Source organism: Nocardia sp. NPDC049737 (assembly GCF_040674755.1).
Taxonomy (GTDB): domain Bacteria; phylum Actinomycetota; class Actinomycetes; order Mycobacteriales; family Mycobacteriaceae; genus Nocardia.
Window position 1 is genome coordinate 1 of sequence record NZ_JBFANH010000081.1, and the last position, 5,250, is coordinate 5,250.

4 protein-coding genes are annotated in these 5,250 nt (G+C 64.4%); 2 read left to right on the forward strand and 2 right to left on the reverse strand.

From position 1 onward, the window contains the following. Positions 1-747 precede the first annotated feature (747 nt). Entirely contained in the window at positions 748-1,932 is a 1,185-nt protein-coding gene (moeZ, locus tag AB0J47_RS41980) for an adenylyltransferase/sulfurtransferase MoeZ (RefSeq protein WP_364360204.1), read from the forward strand. Between the two features lie 9 nt (positions 1,933-1,941). On the opposite strand, the gene AB0J47_RS41985 is transcribed toward moeZ, so the two are convergent. Further along, positions 1,942-2,505, reverse strand: coding sequence for a hypothetical protein (locus tag AB0J47_RS41985; protein ID WP_364360209.1), 564 nt, complete (start codon positions 2,503-2,505; stop codon positions 1,942-1,944). 301 nt (positions 2,506-2,806) lie between these two features. Next, positions 2,807-3,235, reverse strand: coding sequence for an alternative ribosome rescue aminoacyl-tRNA hydrolase ArfB (arfB, locus tag AB0J47_RS41990; protein ID WP_364360212.1), 429 nt, complete (start codon positions 3,233-3,235; stop codon positions 2,807-2,809). A 1,054-nt stretch (positions 3,236-4,289) separates the two neighbouring features. Here arfB and AB0J47_RS41995 point away from each other — a divergent pair. After that, on the forward strand, positions 4,290-4,706 hold the full coding sequence (locus AB0J47_RS41995; RefSeq protein WP_364360215.1) for a hypothetical protein: 417 nt from the start codon (positions 4,290-4,292) through the stop codon (positions 4,704-4,706). The last annotated feature ends 544 nt before the right edge of the window (positions 4,707-5,250 follow it).

Here is a 5,250-nt window from a genome sequence, read left to right on the forward strand (position 1 = left end):
CCGAGCCGTCGAGACTGGCGACTGCGTCGCATGCGCTTCGACGGCTCGGACGCGAGACGGGCCGCGAACGGTCGCTCGTAAGACTCGCTCCGTGGTGGTCACTGATGGTGGGGGGTCGGCACCTGGTGCGCGTGTATCGGAGATTCGCGACTGTGTCGCATGTGCTTCGACGGCTCGGACGCGAGACGGGCCGGGAACGGGGCGCTTGTAAGACTCGCTCCGTGGTGGTGGCTGATGGTGGGGGGTCGGTACCTGGTGCGCGTGTATCGGAGATTCGCGACTGTGTCGCATGTGCTTCGACGGCTCGGTCGGGGGACGGGCCGGGAACGGGGCGCTTGTAAGACTCGCTTCGTGGTGGTCGCTGATGGTGGGGGGTCGGCACCTGGTGCGCGTGTATCGGAGATTCGCGACTGTGTCGCATGTGCTTCGACGGCTCGGTCGGGAGACGGGCCGGGAAGGGGCGCTTGTAAGACTCGCTTCGTGGTGGTCGCTGATGGTGGGGGGTCGGCACCTGGTGCGCGTGTATCGGAGATTCGCGACTGTGTCGCATGTGCTTCGACGGCTCGGTCGGGAGACGGGCCGGGAAGGGGCGCTTGTAAGACTCGCTTCGTGGTGGTCGCTGACCCGGTCAGCGGCGTGGGTTGGTGATGCGAGACGATGGTCGGGAAGAACGGGCCGATTGTCGGCGTTGAGTAATTAGGCGCTGAGCCACCACAGTGCGGCCAATTGATTCGAGGAGCCCTGGACGTGTCATCACCGAAGTCCCTGCCGCCGCTGGTCGAACCGGCCGCGGAGCTGACCAAGGACGAGATCGCCCGCTACAGCCGTCATCTGATCATCCCGGACCTGGGGGTCGACGGGCAGAAACGACTGAAGAACGCCAAGGTGCTGGTGATCGGCGCAGGCGGGCTCGGCTCGCCCGCACTGCTGTATCTGGCCGCCGCCGGTGTCGGCACGCTCGGCATCGTCGAATTCGACGAGGTCGACGCCTCCAATCTGCAGCGCCAGATCATCCACGGTGAATCCGATATCGGCCGCCCGAAGGCCGATAGTGCGCGCGATTCCATTCTCGAGATCAACTCCGGCATCGAGGTCCGGCTGCACAAGATCCGCCTGGAGCCCGAGAACGCCGTCGAATTGTTCGCCGAATACGACCTGATCGTCGACGGCACAGATAACTTCGCCACCCGCTACCTGGTCAACGACGCCGCGGTGCTGGCGGGCAAGCCGTATGTCTGGGGCTCCATCTACCGCTTCGAGGGCCAGGTCTCGGTCTTCTGGGAAGACGCACCGGACGGCCGCGGCATCAACTACCGCGACCTCTACCCCGAGGCCCCGCCGCCGGGCATGGTGCCCTCCTGCGCCGAAGGCGGTGTCCTCGGCGTGCTGTGCGCCTCCATCGGTTCGATCATGGTGACCGAGGCGATCAAGCTGATCACCGGCATCGGTGAGCCGCTGCTCGGTCGTCTCATGGTCTACGACGCACTCGATATGAACTACCGGACCATCAAGCTGCGCCGCGATCCGGAACGTCAGCCGATCACCGAACTGATCGACTACGAGGCATTCTGTGGCGTGGTGTCCGAGGAGGGCCAGGCCGCGGCCGCGGGCTCGACCATCACCGCGCGCGAGCTGAAGGAGCTGCTCGACGCGGGCAAGGAAATCGAGCTCATCGACGTGCGCGAGCCGGTCGAATGGGACATCGTGCACATCGAGGGCGCCAAGCTCATCCCGAAGGATCGATTCCTCTCCGGTGAGGCACTGTCGGATCTGCCGCAGAATCGGCCGATCGTTCTGCACTGCAAGACCGGTATCCGCTCGGCGGAGGTGCTCGCGGTCCTGAAGAACGCCGGTTTCTCCGACGCCTCACATGTGCAGGGCGGCATCGTCGCCTGGGCGAATCAGGTCGACAGGTCACTGCCGGTCTACTAGACCGGGTACTCATGCCGAGAGGTTGCTTCGCGGCGTAGCCACCGCGGAGCGAGACGAGCGACCGTTCGCGGCCCGTCTCGCGTCCCGGGTTGTTGAAGCGCGTGCGTCGCAGGTGTGAGTCGTGTTCTTCGGGCATGCGTGCGTGGAACCGTGATCGAGGACCAGTTGCCGCAACTCCTTGTCCAAGGTCTTGATCTTGCGGTCGATCCCTTCGAGCTCCTCGATCAGTTCCAGAGTCAGGCGGCAGCGGAGCTGGGCGGCCCGATCCCGCGGTCTCACCGACGCGATAAGTTCGCGGGCCTGCCGCGACGACAAGTACTTCTTGGCTCCGCCGGGCAGCAGTTCCAGCAGCAGCCGATGGATCCGGTTGATGGCGTCGGTGCGGGCGCGGCCGAGCTCGTCGCGGCGGTCGACCAGCAGCCCCGGCGCGACCAGGTCCGGATCAGCCCGCACCTGGCGCAGATTCGGTGCTCGTAGCGCGGCCAGCGCAACCGAGTGGGCGTCGACGGGCTCGGTTTTGCGGCCGTTGCCAGTGGCGAACACGCGAACTTGCGCCGACAGTTTCGTGGGCACGTCGATCACTATTTCGCCGTCGTGCACCAGCCGGTGCGCCAGGGGCCGGCCAATGCCGTTGCAGCCCTCGATATTTCTCCTTCTGGATGGCCCCGGCGACGCTCGTCTTCGAAGACGTTTGGGACCTCGAGGGGATCTCGATTTCAAGGGCACGACCCCGGACCTGGAGATCGATGACCTGCACCGACTGGTACCCGACGATCTGCCGGCGACGAGAAGATGCAGACGGGTACTTGCGAGCACGGGCCCGTTCGACAGCGACTGTGCCGTCGAGACCCCGACCTGTGGCGCTGCCCGTCGGCTAGTCGTCGGGGGAGGCGCGGCGGTTGCGTTTGGTGACGCCGCGCCGTTTCTTCGCGGCGATGCGACGTTCCTTTGCTCCGCGCGAGGGCTTGGTGGCGCGGCGGACGGGTGGCGGTGCGGCAGCGGCGTCAGCCAGTAACGAGGCCATGCGTTCGCGGGCGGCCGCGCGGTTCTGCGGCTGTGCGCGTTGCTCCGATGCGGCGATCGTGAGTACCCCGTTGACCAGGCGGGTGGCCAGGCGGTCGAGCATCCGGGTGCGCAGCCACTCCGGTACGGAGGGTGAGTTGGCGAGGTCGAACGACAGCTCTACCCGGCTGTCGGTGGTGTTGACGTGCTGCCCTCCGGGACCGGACGACCGTGAGAACCGCTCGCGTAACTCGGACGCGGGTATCACCAGCACCCGAGTCACGGTCAGGTCCTCTGCCATGATCAGATGCCGCTCTTTCCGATCCGCGAGTCGACAAGGTCACGTCGGTCTAGTTGCGACTGAATGGTGACCTTCTCGTTCACGATAGCGACGACCTTGTCGACGTGTAACAAGCAGGCCGTCCGCACATGCCGCTGGGCGCGCGTTGGTCGGCCGTCCAAATCTGTTGGTCGACGCGGCTTCTCAACACGCGCTCATGCCGAGTTGCGTGTGTTCGCCGATTCTCGGCACATCTCCACTCGATCTCACGACCACGAGAATCCGTCTCCAGGGCCCGGCTCGCCATATCCCGTCCACACAGTCCGATATGTGCGCCGTCACCCATAGACCGGAACCAGAGTGTGACAAGTCCAGCCGAGGCCGGAAATCTGCTGGTAGAGCTGTAACTTCCCGTCTAAACGATCAATACCCCTGGGCCATCGAGGTCGTGGCGTAATCCCCCGGCATAGTCCGGGTCGACGGAAAGTGGGACGACATGCTGACCGAGTTGGTCGTGTTAGCCATTGTCGCGACGTTGCTGACGAGCGCGGCCATCGCCATGAATTGGGATCCACACAAGACCCGACGCGATCGACACGGGCGCACACCGGATTCGAGTAACCGTTCAACCGGCGGAGTTGCCAGGCCCCGCGATGGCGTCTGGCCCCGAAAGGACAGACGTTGAACCTTTTGGCCGACCATCACCGTGTGGACTACAGACCTCAAGGCGAAGGACTCCGTCGGCACGGGCTGGCTCTGGACCCAAGATTCCTCGACCAAGTCGACACCGAACCTGCCCGATCAAAGGTTGCGGCGCATCGAAGCGCCTCCAACGGATGGATGTTTTCGATTCGCCGGTCAGCCGACCGACGGCCCTCCGGATACTGCAGCGGAGACCAGACGTCCTGCAACGGTTTCGGGATGTCTTCCCATTCATCGAACTGAGCCAATAGCCTCGAAAACGGCTGCGGTGGTTGGGAATTCGGCTCATACTGTGGTTGGCCGGGGCTTCACATCCAACCGCCGCGGGCTGCAGTGTTATCCGGCCGGGCTCGCTCCATCGAGAGGGGCGCAAGTGACTGAAGTCTACGCGGAAGACCAGGAAATTTTCGTGCCGTTTTCGGGGGAGAACGGGGAAAAGCCCCCCGAGCAGGACGTAACCTCCTCGGGCAGGCTGTACAACAATTACCCCTACCCCGTCTCGATCGTGCTGCATTGGGACAGCCGACACATAGATCTGCATGTGCTGCCCCCGGGCGGCACCAGTCGCGAGATGTCGTCCAGTTGGAACCTGAACATGAAGATCATAAGCAGCGACGACAAGCTGATCGAGTGGGCAAACGGCGGCATCAGGTACTGGTACCGGATAATCGCGAGAGTGCAAGCGGGCCGCACGATCAACGTCAGCGACCTCTTTTCATCGGCGATCAGCGGGGACGGTGCCGAACAGGCTGGTGATGCCCGCAAGGCCGTAGGTGAGGGTTTGAACTAGCGGCGTAGGTTGTCGGGCTTGCGGTGCCGGGATCTGGCCCATCAGCTCGAGCGGGCTGGCTCCCGGCTTCACCGAGGTGGAACTCATGTGACGTCCGCGTATCGGTCGTTCGGGAACGAAGCGTTCGCCAATCGACAGCGCAATGACCTGTTCCACTTCTGTTCCGCTGTCGGTGGTCCCACGGCTGGTACCGCAGTGGCCCCACAACGGTGGCAAACGACATTACGAGCGACGGCGTTCGCGGCGTGTCTCGCGTCCGAGTCGTCGAAGTGTGTGCGCCGCAGGTGTGAGTTGTGTTCTTCGGGCATGCGCGCATCAGGTGCCGACCCCCCACCATCAGCGACCACCACGGAGCGAGTCTTACGAGCGACCGTTCGCGGCCCGTCTCGCGTCCGAGTCGTCGAAGTGTGTGCGCCGCAGGTGTGAGTTGTGTTCTTCGGGCATGCGCACATCAGGTGCCGACCCCCCACCATCAGCGACCACCACGGAGCGAGTCTTACGAGCGACCGTTCGCGGCCCGTCTCGCGTCCGAGTCGTCGAAGTG

Coding starts and splice junctions, on each gene's coding strand:
- arfB (WP_364360212.1), bottom strand. CDS start 3,235: ATGGCAGAGGACCTGACCGTGACTCGGGTGCTGGTGATACCCGCGTCC.